General features: G+C 34.7%; 14 protein-coding genes. 6 read left to right on the top strand and 8 right to left on the bottom strand.

The features are described 5' to 3' along the window. The first annotated feature begins 1 nt into the window (after window position 1). Window positions 2–877: a PPK2 family polyphosphate kinase gene (locus tag DCO46_RS06920; RefSeq protein ID WP_116751832.1), complete on the top strand. Its 876-nt coding sequence runs from the start codon at window positions 2–4 to the stop codon at window positions 875–877. 195 nt (window positions 878–1,072) lie between these two features. On the opposite strand, the gene DCO46_RS06915 is transcribed toward DCO46_RS06920, so the two are convergent. Further along, entirely contained in the window at window positions 1,073–1,600 is a 528-nt protein-coding gene (locus DCO46_RS06915; protein ID WP_116751831.1) for a hypothetical protein, read from the bottom strand. A gap of 187 nt (window positions 1,601–1,787) precedes the next feature. Here DCO46_RS06915 and DCO46_RS06910 point away from each other — a divergent pair, with 187 nt between their 5' ends. From DCO46_RS06910 to DCO46_RS06900, 3 genes are read left to right on the top strand one after another with little or no spacing between them, the layout of a single operon-like run. Then, on the top strand, window positions 1,788–3,173 hold the full coding sequence (locus DCO46_RS06910) for an MATE family efflux transporter (RefSeq protein ID WP_116751830.1): 1,386 nt from the start codon (window positions 1,788–1,790) through the stop codon (window positions 3,171–3,173). A 27-nt stretch (window positions 3,174–3,200) separates the two neighbouring features. Further along, window positions 3,201–3,428 carry a hypothetical protein gene (locus tag DCO46_RS06905; protein WP_072973177.1) on the top strand — a complete coding sequence of 76 codons (228 nt, stop codon included), beginning with the start codon at window positions 3,201–3,203 and terminating at the stop codon, window positions 3,426–3,428. A gap of 41 nt (window positions 3,429–3,469) precedes the next feature. Beyond that, a complete protein-coding gene (locus DCO46_RS06900) occupies window positions 3,470–5,404 on the top strand; it encodes an LTA synthase family protein (protein ID WP_116751829.1) in 1,935 nt (644 codons plus the stop codon). Between the two features lie 281 nt (window positions 5,405–5,685). Here DCO46_RS06900 and meaB read toward each other — a convergent pair whose 3' ends face one another. From meaB to DCO46_RS06885, 3 genes are all read right to left on the bottom strand, one after another. After that, entirely contained in the window at window positions 5,686–6,783 is a 1,098-nt protein-coding gene (meaB, locus tag DCO46_RS06895) for a methylmalonyl Co-A mutase-associated GTPase MeaB (RefSeq protein ID WP_116751828.1), read from the bottom strand. A 217-nt stretch (window positions 6,784–7,000) separates the two neighbouring features. Further along, window positions 7,001–7,642, bottom strand: coding sequence for an NAD(P)-dependent oxidoreductase (locus DCO46_RS06890; RefSeq protein ID WP_116751827.1), 642 nt, complete (start codon window positions 7,640–7,642; stop codon window positions 7,001–7,003). Between the two features lie 57 nt (window positions 7,643–7,699). Beyond that, window positions 7,700–8,107, bottom strand: a complete 408-nt coding sequence (locus tag DCO46_RS06885) for an RrF2 family transcriptional regulator (protein ID WP_116751826.1) — start codon at window positions 8,105–8,107, stop codon at window positions 7,700–7,702. Between the two features lie 309 nt (window positions 8,108–8,416). Between DCO46_RS06885 and DCO46_RS06880 the strand changes: the two genes are divergently transcribed. Further along, window positions 8,417–9,328, top strand: a complete 912-nt coding sequence (locus DCO46_RS06880; protein ID WP_116751825.1) for an AEC family transporter — start codon at window positions 8,417–8,419, stop codon at window positions 9,326–9,328. A 111-nt stretch (window positions 9,329–9,439) separates the two neighbouring features. After that, window positions 9,440–10,078, top strand: a complete 639-nt coding sequence (locus tag DCO46_RS06875) for a peroxiredoxin (protein WP_116751824.1) — start codon at window positions 9,440–9,442, stop codon at window positions 10,076–10,078. A gap of 85 nt (window positions 10,079–10,163) precedes the next feature. Here DCO46_RS06875 and DCO46_RS06870 read toward each other — a convergent pair whose 3' ends face one another. From DCO46_RS06870 to DCO46_RS06855, 4 genes are all read right to left on the bottom strand, one after another. After that, entirely contained in the window at window positions 10,164–12,398 is a 2,235-nt protein-coding gene (locus DCO46_RS06870; RefSeq protein ID WP_116751823.1) for a cation:proton antiporter, read from the bottom strand. A gap of 220 nt (window positions 12,399–12,618) precedes the next feature. Then, window positions 12,619–13,965, bottom strand: coding sequence for an adenylosuccinate lyase (purB, locus tag DCO46_RS06865; protein ID WP_116751822.1), 1,347 nt, complete (start codon window positions 13,963–13,965; stop codon window positions 12,619–12,621). Between the two features lie 91 nt (window positions 13,966–14,056). Next, the gene (locus DCO46_RS06860) at window positions 14,057–14,749 is read right to left on the bottom strand and encodes a sterol desaturase family protein (protein ID WP_116751821.1); all 693 of its coding nucleotides are present in this window, start codon (window positions 14,747–14,749) and stop codon (window positions 14,057–14,059) included. Continuing rightward, window positions 14,746–15,447: an SIR2 family NAD-dependent protein deacylase gene (locus tag DCO46_RS06855; RefSeq protein ID WP_116751820.1), complete on the bottom strand. Its 702-nt coding sequence runs from the start codon at window positions 15,445–15,447 to the stop codon at window positions 14,746–14,748. The genes DCO46_RS06860 and DCO46_RS06855 overlap by 4 nt, the downstream gene beginning before the upstream one ends. Between the last annotated feature and the right edge of the window lie 168 nt (window positions 15,448–15,615).

The raw sequence follows: 15,615 nt of genomic DNA, 5'->3' as shown, positions 1-15,615 counted from the left end.
TATGAAATCGATAGATCCGAATGATTTTAAAGTTGTCAAAAAAGTGAATCTCAAAAAGATTTCAACTTTATTAGATATAAAAGCCGATGATGAAGAAAAAGAAGCAAAATTAGATAAAGTTCAGGCAAAACTCAGCGATTTGCAGGAAGTGATGTATGCCTATAATAAATACAGTGTTCTGATCTGCCTGCAGGGAATGGATACTTCGGGAAAAGACAGTCTGATTCGCGAAGTTTTTAAAGAATTCAATCCGCGTGGAGTAGTGGTGCATAGTTTTAAAACGCCAAACTCTACCGAACTGGAACATGATTATTTATGGAGACATTATATTGCACTTCCTGAAAAAGGAAAATTTGCCATTTTTAACCGAACACATTACGAGAATGTTTTGGTGACACGTGTGCATCCTGAATTTATTTTGGCCGAAAATTTACCCGGAATAGATTCAGTTGACGATATAAAACCAAAATTTTGGGACCGAAGAATTGACCAGATCAATAATTTTGAAAAACATATTGCAGAAAACGGAACCATTATAATGAAGTTTTTTCTGCATCTGAGCAAAGAAGAGCAGCGCGAAAGATTATTACGTCGTCTGGAAGAAGGAAAACACAATTGGAAATTTTCTCCCGGAGATCTGAAAGAACGTGAGCACTGGGATGAGTATCAAAAATATTATGAAGAAGCCATAAACAAAACTTCGACAGAAAAGGCCCCTTGGTATGTTGTTCCTGCAGATGATAAAGAAATGGCGCGATATATTGTAGCCAAAATTATCTGGGAAGAGTTACAAAAATATACAGATATACAACAACCTGAACTTGACAAAGAAATAAAAGACAATTTTGAAATGTACAAGAAAGAATTGAGAAAGTAATAAATTAGATAATTATATACCAAATAAACCCGACAGGTTTTTAAAACCTGTCGGGTTTGCTATTTATGTTTTTTCTCTTTTTAAAAAATAGATTTATAAAGAAGAATTGAAAAAGTAATAAAAAAACCAAACCCGACAGCCTATGAGCAACTGCCGGGTTTTACCAAAAACAAAAGAATAAAAATGAATGTATTTTTACAAGTCAAAACCATAGGCAAGACGTAATGCTACCTGATCAGTTTTGAAATCGTGATAACCTTCGTAACGTACACTAACATCAATGTATTTGTTAGCATATCCAATTCCTGGAGCCCATAAGAAAGTAGTTTGATCGTATCCGTTTGTAACAGCGAATCCTGCACCAACCTCACCTAACACATAAAACTGATCTTCCCAGATAAAAGCTTTAAAACCTGCTTTTGCCGGAATAAATCCAAGATCTTTTATGTCATTTCCGTTTGGATCGTCTCCATTAAATAAATTTGTAAATCCTGTAGTCAGGGTTAATGATGTTCTTTTAGACAAATCGTATTGTAAACGAACGTCTCCCCCAAGTGACCAGTCATAATCACCGTCTGTTGGTACACCCGCATTAAGTCCGAAACCTAATCTAAATCCCTGATCGTAATTTTTAACTTCTGTGTCCTGAGCGAAAGTTGTGTTGGCGTATAAAAAAGCAATAAATGCTAGGCTTAAAAGTTTTAATTTTCCTGATTTCTTCATGACAATTTTTTTTGAATTATTAATAATGTAAAAGTAGAATCTAAGTCTTTGGGCTTCGTTATATAATTTTTATGAATTGTTATATAATCTCAGGTTCTTGACGAATTCTTAATTTTTGCTTATATTTTTAATAATAGAATAGAATTCAAAGCTTCTAAGTATCTTTGTCGGCTCAAAAGCATACAAATTGAATTTAGCCCAATACACAAAAGAGTTTTCATATAATTTAAGATTAGCATATCCGGTTATATTAGGAATGGTTGGCCATACCCTGATCGGAATTGTTGATAATATAATGGTAGGGAAATTAGGAAGTACCGAACTTGCAGCTGTTTCTTTAGGTAACAGCATGATTTTTATTGCCATGTCATTAGGAATTGGTTTCTGTACCGCAATAACCCCAATTGTAGCCGAAGGTGATGCTCAAAAAGATGATGCCAAAATACGTTCGGCATTTCATCACGGTTTATTTTTATGTGTAATATTAGGATTACTGCTTTTTGGAATAGTCGTCCTGGCAAAGCCTATAATGGAAATGCTGGAACAGCCTGCTGATGTTATTGTACTGGCAAAACCATATCTGGACTGGGTTGCTTTTTCATTGATTCCTTTAATCATGTACCAGGGATACAAACAATTTGCAGACGGTCTTTCGCTGACAAAATATTCTATGTACGCCATGATTATGGCAAACGTTCTTCACGTGGGAATCAACTATATGCTGATTTACGGAATATGGTTTTTTCCGAAAATGGGTATTATAGGTGCGGCACTTGGGACAGTGATTTCAAGGATATTTTTGGTAATGTTCATGCATATTATGCTTTCAAGAAGAGATGATTTAAAACGATTTTTTCAAAAATTCAGTTTTAACGAAATCAGAAAAGAAACTATTAAAAAGATTATTAGTATAGGATTTCCTTCTGCCATGCAAATGCTTTTTGAAGTGGTATTGTTTACAGCCTCCATATGGCTTTGCGGTAATATCGGAAAAACCAGTCAGGCTGCCAATCAAATTGCTTTGAGCCTTTCTTCGCTAACATTTATGGTGGCAATGGGTTTAAGCGTAACTTCCATGATCAGAGTGAGTAATCAAAGAGGCCTTGCAGATTATAAAAACCTTGTAGTTGTGGCACGTTCCATTTTTTTACTTGCCATTATAGTAGAAGCTTTTTTTGCCCTTACATTTATAGTTTTTCATAATTATTTGCCTTACCTGTTTTTGAATATGGAAAATGGCGGACAGCTTGTGGATAATACTGAGGTAATAAGTATCGCAACAAAATTACTTTTGATTGCTGCTGTTTTTCAGATTTCAGACGGAATTCAGGTAGTGGTTTTAGGTGCGCTGCGAGGCCTGCAGGATGTAAAAATACCGATGTACATTACGTTTGTTGCCTATTGGGTAATTGGTTTTCCGATTTCCTATTATTTGGCAGAATATACACAGCTAAAAGCGCAGGGCGTATGGATCGGGCTTTTGGCGGGATTAACTTCCGCAGCAATATTCCTGTATATCCGTTTTCATTACTTAACAAAAAAATTAATCAATAATTCATTTCCAAATAATTAAATTTGGAACTTAAAAAAATAAATTAATATGGAATTACCTAAATTTTTACTTGGAGATAATACTGATTTTCCAGACGATATCTTTATCATTCACCTTGATTATCCACGTTTTATAATCAATTTAAAAGATGATGAAGTGGAGTTTCTGGAAGAAGCTGAAGATCTTGATGAAGCTGAATTAAATGCAGAAATGGAAGGTTTAATTGAAAAAGCTAATGAATTTTATGACCGCGAAATAAATCGTTACGAAGAGTAATTTTTTATTTTAAAACTGTTTTTACACTTTAATACCTTTAAATGAAAAAATTTAGTTTTTTAAAACCTGTATTTAATTTCATAGCAATCGGATTGCTAATTACTACCCTGAGCAGAATATTTTTATTCTTTCTTTTTAAGGACAGAGTAGTAGAGACACCCAATTTCTGGTATATTTTTCCAATCGGTCTTCGAATGGATTTAATATTACTATGTTATTTGTCTTTCCTTCCTTTTCTGCTGATCACTTTTCTACCGAACAAATGGATTAAGGCGACCAATAAATTTTTGGTAATTTATAGTTTTCTATTCCTGTTTCTGATTCTTTTTGTAGAATTGGCTTCTCCGGATTTCGTAAAACAATACGACACGCGTCCGAATAAGATTTTTCTGGATTATCTTATCTATCCGAAAGAAGTAGTAGGAATGCTCCTGAAAAGTTATATGACTTCTATAATCGCAACATTCGTGATTTTGGGAGTTGTGATTTATTTTGCGTTCAAAAAAGGGAAAAAACTTTTCTATACTACCAGTACAGAATATAAATTCAGGTTAATTGTTTTTCCATTCATTGCGTTTTTATTGTTTTTCGGAGCACGCTCAAGTCTTACTTCCAAACGGCCGATTAACGCCAGTAATGCTGTTTTTTCTACCGATCAGCTGACCAATACGTTGGGGTTAAATTCATTTTACACAGTTGCTTTTGCAGCTTACTCGATTAAAAATGAAGGAAACACCAAAATGTACGGTAAAATGGATGAAGCTGAAGCAATACAACGTGTAAAAAAATACATGATGGGGAGACCGTCTGATTTTACAGATGCTGAAATCCCGTTTTTGCATGTGCAACAGCCAGATACAGTGGTAAACAAACCGTATAATCTGGTGATCTTTTTGCAGGAAAGTTTAGGCGCAGAATACGTTGGGATTTTAGGCGGAAAACCATTAACTCCGGAATTTGATAAATTATCAAAAGAAGGATTATTGTTTACCAATTTATATTGTACAGGAACAAGAAGTGTACGTGGAATCGAAGCAGTTGTAACAGGATTTTTACCTTCACCTTCAGAAAGTGTTGTAAAACTTGGAAATTCACAACAAGGATTTTTTACGCTTGCCGATGCCTTAAAACAAAAAGGATATTCAACCAGTTTTATTTATGGCGGAATGGCGAATTTTGATAATATGGGTTCATTTTTCAACGGAAATGGTTTTCAGGATATCGTAGACCAGTCCGATTTTGAATCAGATGGAAATAAATATGCTTTCAAAGGAACATGGGGCTACTCGGATGAAGATTTAGTGACAAAAGCAAATAACTATTTTAAAACCAAAGGAGACAAACCTTTCTTTTCTTTGATGTTTTCGACTTCAAATCACGAGCCTTTTGAATATCCGGAAGGAAGAATCAAACCTTACGATAAAAAAGCGGCAACAGTAAATAATGCGATGAAATATGCTGATTTTTCGATTGGAAAGTTCTTTGAACTGGCGAAAAAAGAAGCGTATTTCAAAAACACGATTTTCATTGTAATTGCAGATCACAACACAAGGACTTACGGAAAAAATTTAGTACCCATCAATAAATTTCACATTCCCGCTTTAATCATGGGACCGGGTGTTCAAAAAGGGTCAGTTTACAGCAAACTGGCAAGCCAGATTGACATTCCGCCAACATTATTAGGTTATTTGGGAATTCCGTTTGAAACTCCAATGGTAGGAAGAAATTTAAATAAATTAAATCCGTCTGTTCCGGGAAGATCAATTATGCAGTTTAATGATATCAATGCATTCAGGGTAGAAAATCAGGTGGTAATCATGCAGCCAAATTTAAAACCATTGCAATTTGAAATCAAAAATGATACAACCCTTATTCCTGTGAAATTAGACGAAGAATTAGCTAAAGATGCTTTAGCGCACGTTATTACAGCAGGAAATTTGTATAAGGAGAATAAATATAAGCTTAGAAAAAAATAGATTTTGCCATATATAAGTAATATAAGAGAATTTAAGTTTTAATGGGTGCCATTTAAATGAAAAACATATATTAATTATATGGTATAAAGAAAAAGATAAGGTTAGAAATTCTGTAAAGAAATACCATAATCTTGTTATTCTGAGGAACGAAGAATCTTCGTAAGAAACTCCGCAAAGTTAGGCTTTTCCTTGTCGATTTTGCAGCTAAGATTCTTCGTTCCTCAGAATGACAATACTGTGTAAATATTTTGGAGATAAAACTTTGTCACTTTGAACCTTTGCTACTCTGTCCCTCTATTAAAATACAATTTTAATAACTCCTGCGCAGCTGCAAAAGGTGAAATTTCATCATTTTGTACTGCTTTTTTATTTTGTTCCAGTTCTGAAATTATTTCAGGCTGATTGTAAAAGTTGTGTTTTAATTGTTCATTGATCGTTTCCATCATCCAGAAATGATTTTGTTCTTTTCTTTTTTCCTGAAAGTATCCGGTTTGATTGGTCATTTCAAAATAATCAGAAATAGTTTCCCATATTTCAGAAATTCCCTCTTTTGTAATAGCACTGCAAGTCGTGACTTTTGGCTGCCAGTTTGATTTTTTGGGAGGAAATAAATGCAATGCCCGGTTAAACTCCAGTTTCGCCTGATTTGCTTTTTTGATATTATCGCCATCTGCTTTATTGATGACAATCGCATCCGCCATTTCCATAATACCGCGTTTTATGCCCTGAAGTTCATCTCCCGCACCTGAAATTTTTAGCAATAGAAAAAAGTCAACCATACTGTGAACCGCAGTTTCGCTTTGTCCGACACCTACGGTTTCAATAATAATTGTATCAAATCCTGCAGCTTCGCATAAAATGATCGTTTCACGGGTTTTTCTGGCAACACCGCCCAAAGTATCTCCCGAAGCACTCGGTCTTATAAAGGCATTTTCATCTTTTACCAGTTCTTCCATTCGGGTTTTATCTCCCAAAATGCTTCCGTGCGAAAGGGAACTGCTGGGATCAACCGCCAAAACAGCAACTTTTTTGTCCAGCCCGGTAAGGAACTTTCCGAAAGCTTCAATAAAAGTACTTTTTCCAACGCCGGGAACACCTGTAATTCCGATCCGGATCGATTTTGTAGAGTAGGGAAGACAGCCTTTTATAACTTCGTTTGCTTTTTCAGCATGTTCAGGGTTTGTGCTTTCTATTAAAGTAATAGAGCGGCTTAATGCCGTTCTGTTTCCTTCAAGAATACCGTTTATCAATTCTTCTGCTGAAGGTTGTTTTTTCCTGTTTTTCTGAATTTGACTGATAGCAGAAATATTGGTGATTTCAGGAGGTGAAATTCCAGCTTTTTCATGCAGACTGCTTACTTGTTTTTTTGAACTCGACAAAACATATTTTTTGGTTACGTAAAAGTACAGAAAACAAAAACAGTTTCAAAAAGTAAAGTTAGCCACGAATTACACTAATTTGTTATCCCAAAACAAATATAAGTTTGCGAAAATTAATGTAATTCGCGACAAAATAATTTTTTAAATTGATTAAGAAGGCTAATTACCAATAGCTAAAAACTTAGCGACTTAGTAGCTTAGAACCTTAGCAACTTGATTAATAAGCTGCCGTAAATCTTACCTGATGGTGTTTTGGGTTTTCTGCTTCATCAGCAATTACAACCGCTAAATCCTCTACAGACAGAATACTTCTTTGTTCATCATTAAAAACCGGATTTTCTAAGCCTAAACGGTAGTTTCCTGTTCTTCCGGTTGTGATTCCCGGATGCATTTCAAAAGCAGGGCTAAAAAATGCCCAGTCCAGATCTTTTTCTTCTTTTAGAATATTCAAATAATCTCTGGCAGCACTGGCACCTGCATGATATTCTTTTGGGAAATCCGGAGTGTCAACAGCCTGTAACCCCGGAGCAACAAATAAACTTCCGGCACCACCGATGGTGATAAAACGTTTTACACCGGATTTTTTTACCGCTTCCTGAATTGCTTTGGAACCTGCAATAAAATCATCATAAATGTTCGGGTTTGTCCATCCTGAGTTATACGCAGAAATCACAACATCATTCCCTTTAATAGCTTCTGCCAAAGCATCTATGTTAAAAATATCTGCACTTACCCAATTTACATTTGATGAATCTTTTGGATTTCTGGCAATAGCAGTAATTTCCTGATTTCTTGAAGATAATTCGTTTAAAATAGCTGAGCCTACAAATCCTGTTGCTCCAATGATTGCGATTTTCATAATATATAAATTTATTTAGTAATAAAAAATGTTACAGTTTTGGTTAAAAAAATAGTTTCAAAATTGATTCGAAAAATCTTCCAAAGAAATACATTCCAGTTGGGCACTGACTTTTTGGTTCATTTCACTATATAAAGCTTCCAGATTCTGATTGATTTTTTTTCCAACAGGACAATCAGGATTGGGTTGATTTTTAGCAAAACCTAAACCGATGGTTTCAAAAGTCATTTCAAAAATTTGCTTTAAAGTCAGATCAGCAGCATTTACGGCCAATTTTGTTCCGCCATTTTTTCCTTCTTTACTTTCTACAATATGATGCGATTTTAAGTTGGCAATTTCTTTTCGAACCAAAACCGGATTTAGATTAATGCTCCCCGCAATAAACTCCGACGACAAATAATCGTTTGGAAATTTATGCAGCAAAGTAAGAATGTGAATCGTTATGGCAAATTTACCTGAAATCATACTGTAATAAAATATGTTACAAATATACTAGGTTTTATGACACAAAAAATAATTTTAACGTTTTTTTGTTTTTAATATTTAGTCCTTAGTGATTAGTCCTTAGTCTTAGAGTGGGTAGTTTCTGGAAGTAATTGAGAGTATTTTACAGAACTTAATGAATCTTCTTTTACACAAATTTACTGATAACGAAGTACTAAAAAACTAACCACTAATTACTAGTGACTAATTACTAGTAACTAACCACTAATCACTAGTAACTAATCACTAAGTACTAAAAATAAATAGCTACTTTTGTCATGAACCATTGATATGAACAACTTTATTTTAATATTCTTCTTTCTGTTTTTAGGTTTGCTTCTGCAGAAAGTAAAACAATTTCCTATCCATATATATAAGGTTTTAAACAAAATTGTCATTTACATTTGTTTACCGGCGATCACCTTATTTCACATTCCAAAAATAAGATGGAATAATGATTTACTGTTTCCGATAGCATCGGGCTGGATCACTTTTATACTGGCTTTTATATTTTTTCATTTTTTAGGAAAACGACTGGGCTGGTCTAATAAATTGATTGGCTGTCTGATTCTGACGGCAGGATTAAGCAATTCTTCGTTTCTTGGATATCCCATAATTGAAGCTCTGTTTGGAAAAAAAGGGTTAGAAACGGCTGTTTTGGTAGATCAGCCCGGAACTTTTGTAGTTGTTTCCACTTTGGGCGTTTTCGTTGCCGCTTTTTATTCAAAAGGAAGTCCTGATACTTTTAGCATTTTAAAAAAAGTGCTTCTTTTTCCGCCGTTCCTTACTTTTGTTTTTGCCTGTCTGATGAATATTTTTCAGTTTGATTTTGATGAAAACCTGCAAGTTGTTTTATTGAAATTAGGAAGTTTTGTAACGCCATTGGCTTTGCTTTCTGTTGGCTTACAGCTTACGTTTGACCGAAAAAGCAAACACTGGAAGTTTCTTCGCCTTGGGCTTTTTTACAAATTAATCCTCGCACCCTTTATAATTTTAGTTTTATATGTTTTTATTCTGAAACAACATTCTGAAGCGATTAAAATTACACTTATGGAAATGGCGATGGCTCCAATGATTACAGGTGCAATTCTGGCATCGACATATGGTTTAAAGCCGAAATTAAGCAGTATGATGATTGGTTTCGGAATACCGGTTTCTTTTATAACACTTGCTATCTGGTACTTTGCTGTCAGTTTTATTTAGCCTAAAATAGTAATTAGATAGAGAAAATAGAATTTAACGTTTTTTTTGAATTTTGATTGTTTTCTTAATGCATTTTTTAGTTAATTTTAGAGGAACTAAAAAATATAAATTATGTCAACATTAAGATTAGGCGATATAGCTCCGGACTTCCATGCAGAAACCACACAGGGACCAATTAATTTTCATGAATGGCTTGGAGATTCATGGGGTGTTTTATTTTCGCATCCGGCAGATTTTACTCCTGTTTGTACCACTGAATTAGGAACTGTAGCGAACTATGTTCCGGAATTTAAAAAGAGAAACACAAAAGTGATTGCACTAAGTGTAGATGGTTTAGCTTCTCACCTGGAATGGATTAAGGATATTAATGAAACTCAGAATACAGAGGTTAATTTCCCTATTATTGCAGATGAAGATAAAAAAGTCGCAAATCTGTATGATATGCTTCATCCAAACGCAAGTGATAAATTTACGGTTCGTTCTGTTTTTGTTATCGGTGCTGATAAAAAAATCAAATTAACGCTGACTTACCCGGCTTCTACAGGAAGAAATTTTGACGAATTACTTCGTGTTATCGATAGTTTGCAATTGACGGCAAATTACAGCGTTGCTACTCCGGCAAACTGGAAAGACGGAGAAGATGTAGTGATTGCTCCGGCGATTCCGGATAGCGATATTCCGGCTAAATTTCCAAAAGGGCATACTCCGATTAAACCGTATTTGCGTATGACACCGCAGCCGAATAAATAATCTTCTTTTAAGTTGCTAAAATATTAAGCTTCTGAGATTCTAAGTTTTTTAGAATTTCAGAAGCTTTTTTATTACTTAAAACCAGCTAGGTTTTAAGCGAGGAGTTCATTTTCTTTTTATCACCTACAACCCAAAGGATATCGTTTTTTTCGAGAATCAAATGTGATTCGGGATTTAGGATTCGGTTTCCGTTTCTTTCGATACCAACAACCATTCCTCCGCTTTTGGTCCTAAACTCACCAATACTTTTTTGCATAAATTCTTCGTCAGAAATCTCCATTTGACGTAATATTATTTCAGGGTCCTGAACCGCTTTTGCTGTTTCGGTTTCGTTTTGAATAAGGTATTTGTTAAATTCCGTAATCTGGGCGTCGGTACCGATCACACAAATTTCGTCTCCCGGAAAAACACGTTCGGTCTTAATTGGAATAGAAATCATAACATCCCCTCGTTTAATATAAGCAATATTGATTCCCATTTGTTCACGTATACGGAGCTCTTCTAATGTTTTTCCTGCCAGATTAGATTCTTTTCCAATATCAAAAAAAGACATGTGACCATCCCAGGGCATTAAATTTGCATATCGTCGGTCGATTTTTTTGTTTTCGCGATCGTTGAGGTTTTTCAGAAAGTGATTTTCAATTCGGTGATATTGTTCGTTCAGTCTTTTTGGAAATAGCTGATAAGCTCCAATGGCAATAATCAGGGCTATAAAGGCTACCAAAGGCGAAAAGAAAATATTCAGTAAAAATCCAACAAAGAATAATCCAAGACTCATTCTGATCAGGATCAGCATCAATAAGGCACCCCTGTATTTGCGTTCTTCCCATAAAGATTCCACTTCTTCGACTTTTACACGACGTAATGATAATGCCCATAAAAACGGTGCAATAGCAGCAAGTGTGATCAAAGCGGCCAATGTATTGCCAAATCGTGTATCGGCAACAAGCGGAGCCACAAATTTAGAAGACAATAAAATAATCGCCGTGATAATAATGGTATGAAGTATAATCTGGGTTATAGACGCACGAAATACCAGTTGCCACGTACTTACCGATTTGATGGCTTGTGCATTTACGCTGTAACGATTGATATTTTTGACCCATTTTTTGGGCATTTTTTTTTCTAAAACCAAAGCAAATGCTTCTGAATATTTAATTAAGAAAGGAGTTGTAAAGGTTGTGATAGCAGATACGGCAACAATAATCGGGTATAAAAAATCGCTGGTTACTTTTAGTGTCATTCCTAAAGTGGCAATGATAAAAGAGAACTCGCCAATCTGTGCTAAACTCATTCCGGTTTGTACCGATTGTTTTAACGGCTGACCTGAAAGTAATGCCCCAATTGAAGAGCTGAATGCTTTTCCGAAAATAGTTAAAAGCGTAATAATTAATACCGGAAGGGCATAGGTAACTAAAGTTTCCGGGTTGATTAACATTCCAACCGATACGAAGAAAACAGCACCAAATAAATCTTTTACAGGCTGAATTAAATGCTCTATTTTTTCTGCCTGAGTAGTTTCTGCAATGATAGAACCCATTATAAAAGCTCCTAAGGCAGGAGAAAACCCGACATTGGCAGCAAACATGACCATCATCAGACAAAGTGCTAACGAGATAATCAGTAACATTTCGTCAGTTAAAAGATGTTTGGCTTTCTTTAAAATCGTCGGAATAATAAAAATCCCTCCTAAAAACCATATAATCAAAAAGAAGATTAATTTTAAAACAGATTGTAATAAAGCCATTCCTGAAACCTGGTCACTAACTGCAATTGTCGATAATAACACTAGCATTAAAATAGCCACAATATCTTCGACAATCAAAGCGCCAAAAACGATTCCGACGAATTTTTTTCCTTTAACGCCGAGTTCATCAAATGCACGAATAATGATGGTTGTAGAGGAAATAGAAAGTGTTGCCCCAAGGAAAATACTGTCCATTTTTCCCCATCCCATCCATTGCCCGACACAATAGCCAATAAAGGTCATAAAGAGGATCTGCGTAATTGCCGTAATCGAAGAAGTGCCGCCTACTTTTACTAATTTCTTAAAACTAAATTCCAGACCAAGACTAAAAAGCAAAAAGATTACACCGATTTCTGCCCAGACTTCAACGCTGTGCATATCTGATATCGAGGGGAAAAAATCAAAATGATTTCCGGCAAGAAAACCGGCAATCAGGTAGCCTAAAACCAAAGGCTGCTTCATTTTTTTAAATAGGAGTACCGCAATTCCGGCGGTCATCAGAATTAATCCAAGGTCGCTGATCAAAGGTTGTAAATGGTGTGTAGTTTCTGCAGCGGCGTTTAAGGCAATCATAAAGTGGTATTTTTGTTCAGGAGCTTAACCAGCTTTCTGATCAGGCTTTACTTAAAAATCAAATTTTAAGAAAAAGCTTTTCATTTCAAATGAAAATTCAACTGATTTTTATCAAAATAAAGATCTGTGAAGTAATCCGGCTAGTTTTGCTCAAAATAATTAATAAAAAAAGCTATCCCGATAAAGATAGCTTTTTTTGACAAAATATTTTAGGTTTTATTTAAATTCCTGTGTAATTAGCAGGAGTTATTTGCATTAATTCGGCTCTGATGGCATCAGAAACATCTAAAGTCGCAATAAAATTGTGAATTGCTTTTTTATCTATAGCTTCGTTTGTTCTTGTTAAACCTTTTAGGGCTTCATAAGGATTTGGATATGCCTCACGACGCAAAATAGTCTGAATTGCTTCTGCTACCACTGCCCAGTTTCTTTCTAAATCTTCGGCAAATTTAGATTCGTTAAGCAATAATTTATTTAAACCTTTTAGTGTCGCTTCAAAAGCAATAATAGTGTGGCCAATAGGTACGCCAATATTACGAAGAACTGTACTGTCTGTTAAATCACGCTGTAATCTCGAAATTGGCAGTTTAGCTGACAAATGTTCAAAAATAGCATTTGCCATTCCTAAATTTCCTTCAGAATTTTCAAAATCAATCGGGTTTACTTTATGCGGCATCGCAGAAGATCCGATTTCGCCCGCTTTGATTTTTTGTTTGAAATAATCCATTGAAACATAAGTCCAGATATCACGGTCTAAATCGATAATGATATTGTTGATTCTTTTTAAAGCATCAAAAAATGCTGCAAAATGATCATAATGCTCTATTTGTGTTGTTGGAAAAGAGTGTTGTAAACCAAGATCAGTTTCAACAAATTTATTTCCAAATTGTTTCCAGTCAATCTGAGGATACGCTACATGATGCGCGTTGAAGTTTCCGGTTGCTCCGCCAAATTTAGCAGCAAACGGAATATTGAACAACAATCTCATCTGTTCTTCCAAACGCTCTACAAAAACCAGGATTTCTTTTCCTAAACGGGTAGGAGACGCCGGTTGTCCGTGTGTACGCGCCAACATTGGAATGTCTTTCCATTCTGTGCTTAATTCTTTTAATTTAGAAATCAAAGAAATTAAAGTTGGCATATAAACCTGCTCAAAAGCTTCTTTTGTAGAAAGCGGAATTGCAGTGTTATTAATATCCTGAGAGGTTAATCCGAAATGAATGAACTCTTTGTGTTGAGATAAACCCAGTTTTTCAAAAGCATCTTTAATAAAATACTCAACGGCTTTTACATCGTGATTGGTAACTTTCTCTGTTTCTTTGATCCAAAGGGCATCTTCAGTAGAAAAGTCTTTGTAGATGTTACGCAAACTGTCAAATAAATTTGAATTCACATCTTTTAGTTGAGGTAACGGAATCTGGCATAAAGCAATAAAATATTCCACTTCAACCAAAACACGGTATTTAATCAGGGCTTCTTCTGAGAAGAAAGGTGCTAATGAAAGAGTTTTATTTCTATATCTTCCGTCGATTGGCGATATAGCATTCAATTCGTTTAGAGTAGTCATTGTTTTGTTGTTTTTTCGAAAGGTGCAAATATAAGGTATTGTTAAAACTTCTGAAAGCTAGTTAGAAGTTATTATGCCTCTATATTGTGATTTAAATTGTGGTTTTGAAGATTTTATCCCAAATCGTAAAATAAAAACCATAATTGCGAGATTCGTTTTTGTGGTGATTAGAATGAAATTTTGTTGTTGAAATCCATTTTGTAAAGTAGTTGTTGTACCAGAAATGTGGAAAAATATCGGTTTTTAAGTGACCGAAAATTCCGTATGATAAATTTAAAATCAGATAAATAATAATACTAATATAATTGAGTTCTAAAACAGAAATCAAAAACAGCCATATAAAACCAAAACCAAAAGTTTCTACCGGATGAAGTACAAATAAACTGTAAACGCTGGTCTCTACATGGGTGTGATGAAGTTTGTGGATAGGATAAAACCATTTTAAATGATGTACCAGATAATGGAAACAAAACATAAAAAAGTCCATTAATAAAATCAATAGCAGAGTATCTAAAATCAGGAAAATAGCAGAAGGTGAAAAATCTATTTTCAGAATTCCGTAAAGATATAATTCATATCCCAATAAGGTTATAAAGGTATTGCAAATCACTGTTGAAACAAGCCATTTAATATCAGTGCGATGAAGTATTGTATTTTCAGGTTCCAGAATTTTTCCAATTAAAATTGAAAGATAAAACAATGCTGCGTTTTCAATCAAAAAGAAAACAAACAACACAAATAAATTGTACTGAGATAAATAGGTTAACCAGCTTTCAAAAATCATTTTATCTGTTCTAATTCAAACAATCTTTCTCTTAAATCGGCAACTCCTGTCGAGGCAAATTTGGCAATTGTTTCTACTTTGTTTCTAATATTCGGAATAGAAATAGGTTTTGGGTCAATATAAAAAACCGGAGTTGTAGCCGGAGTATACGAAATAAGTCCCGCAGCGGGATAAACCTGTAATGAGGTTCCAATCACTGCAAAATAATCAGCAGTTTCTGTAATGTCAATTGCTTCTTCCAGAGCAGGAACTTCCTCTCCAAACCATACAATATGCGGTCGCAGCTGATGTCCGTTCTGATCAAAATCGCCTGTAAATAAATCATCTGACCAATCCAGAATGAGGTTTTTGTTTTGTGTACTTCTTACTTTCAGTAATTCGCCATGCAGATGCAAAACTTGTGTACTTCCTGCACGCTCGTGCAAATCATCTACGTTTTGCGTAATAATATGTACATCAAAATTATTTTCCAGTTCGGCTAAAATCTGATGCCCCAAATTCGGCTGCACTTCTTTGAGCTGTTGACGTCTTTTGTTATAAAAATCTAGTACCAAATTCTGGTTTTTATGCCAGCCTTCCGGAGTGGCAACTTCCATTACATCATGACCTTCCCATAAACCATCACTGTCGCGAAAAGTTTTTATTCCGCTTTCGGCACTGATTCCGGCTCCGGTTAAAATGACTAATTTCTTTTTCATGCTTATTTATTAAAAGATAAAAATAGCAATTTATGTATTCAATCCTACAGAAAAGATAAGACTTACGCGACAGGTTTTTGTTTTTTTAAGAGAAATAAAGCGTAGTTATACTTATTGTTTAGACTTTGTAATTTATTTAGTTTTAATATTATATTAAATAAAAGAAAT

The organism is Flavobacterium sp. HTF (assembly GCF_003105115.1).
GTDB lineage: Bacteria > Bacteroidota > Bacteroidia > Flavobacteriales > Flavobacteriaceae > Flavobacterium.
This window is presented reverse-complemented; position numbering and strand designations above follow the sequence as displayed.

Bases quoted from the DNA above. Each gene is read 5' to 3' on its own strand.
- DCO46_RS06920 (WP_116751832.1), top strand. From the start codon at position 2: ATGAAATCGATAGATCCGAATGATTTTAAAGTTGTCAAAAAAGTGAAT.
- DCO46_RS06915 (WP_116751831.1), bottom strand. From the start codon at position 1,600: ATGAAGAAATCAGGAAAATTAAAACTTTTAAGCCTAGCATTTATTGCT.
- DCO46_RS06905 (WP_072973177.1), top strand. From the start codon at position 3,201: ATGGAATTACCTAAATTTTTACTTGGAGATAATACTGATTTTCCAGAC.
- DCO46_RS06900 (WP_116751829.1), top strand. From the start codon at position 3,470: ATGAAAAAATTTAGTTTTTTAAAACCTGTATTTAATTTCATAGCAATC.
- DCO46_RS06890 (WP_116751827.1), bottom strand. From the start codon at position 7,642: ATGAAAATCGCAATCATTGGAGCAACAGGATTTGTAGGCTCAGCTATT.
- DCO46_RS06885 (WP_116751826.1), bottom strand. From the start codon at position 8,107: ATGATTTCAGGTAAATTTGCCATAACGATTCACATTCTTACTTTGCTG.
- DCO46_RS06880 (WP_116751825.1), top strand. From the start codon at position 8,417: ATGAACAACTTTATTTTAATATTCTTCTTTCTGTTTTTAGGTTTGCTT.
- DCO46_RS06875 (WP_116751824.1), top strand. From the start codon at position 9,440: ATGTCAACATTAAGATTAGGCGATATAGCTCCGGACTTCCATGCAGAA.
- DCO46_RS06870 (WP_116751823.1), bottom strand. From the start codon at position 12,398: ATGATTGCCTTAAACGCCGCTGCAGAAACTACACACCATTTACAACCT.
- purB (WP_116751822.1), bottom strand. From the start codon at position 13,965: ATGACTACTCTAAACGAATTGAATGCTATATCGCCAATCGACGGAAGA.
- DCO46_RS06860 (WP_116751821.1), bottom strand. From the start codon at position 14,749: ATGATTTTTGAAAGCTGGTTAACCTATTTATCTCAGTACAATTTATTT.
- DCO46_RS06855 (WP_116751820.1), bottom strand. From the start codon at position 15,447: ATGAAAAAGAAATTAGTCATTTTAACCGGAGCCGGAATCAGTGCCGAA.